The following is a 454-nucleotide window of genomic DNA, read 5'->3' as shown; positions in this document are numbered from 1 at the left end:
GACGATTGGTTTACGGATAGTTTCATAGAGAAGAAAAATACAAAACGTCGCAACGTATAAGATGACGATTAAAATGAGTGTCACCCAACTCCAGTAAGAGCAAATGCTTTCATTTTCCGTTAACTGGACAGCTGAGTCGAGAACGAACAGCATGACGGGAAAAACACCGATGATCAGTGTACTGATCAGCATTTTTTGCTTTAGTGTGACGACCGTCGTTTTTTTAGGAAAATCAAATCCATGTTCAAACGCATAGTTTTCTAGAGTGAGTAGCATGCGTTCGGTAACACGATAAGTGAGAAAAAACTCAATCAAAGCATGAAGGATGGCGACGAGGACTGCACCAAAACAAGCAAGACCAATTAAAGAGTACGGCATCTGTAACCACCCTTGAGAGATCGCCAGGGCTGTCAGAAGTGAAGCGGGAACGGAAAGAGCTAAAAAGGGTGGTCCC

The 454-nt window shown here is 43.2% G+C and carries 1 pseudogene; it reads right to left on the bottom strand.

Features of this window, described 5'->3' with window-relative positions:
* A pseudogene (locus ACZGCQ_RS16980) lies at window positions 1–378 on the bottom strand (hypothetical protein); the annotation flags it as partial.
* Window positions 379–454: the final 76 nt, after the last annotated feature.

The sequence above is a fragment of the Exiguobacterium sp. HSB13 genome (genome assembly GCF_056764755.1).
This window is presented reverse-complemented; position numbering and strand designations above follow the sequence as displayed.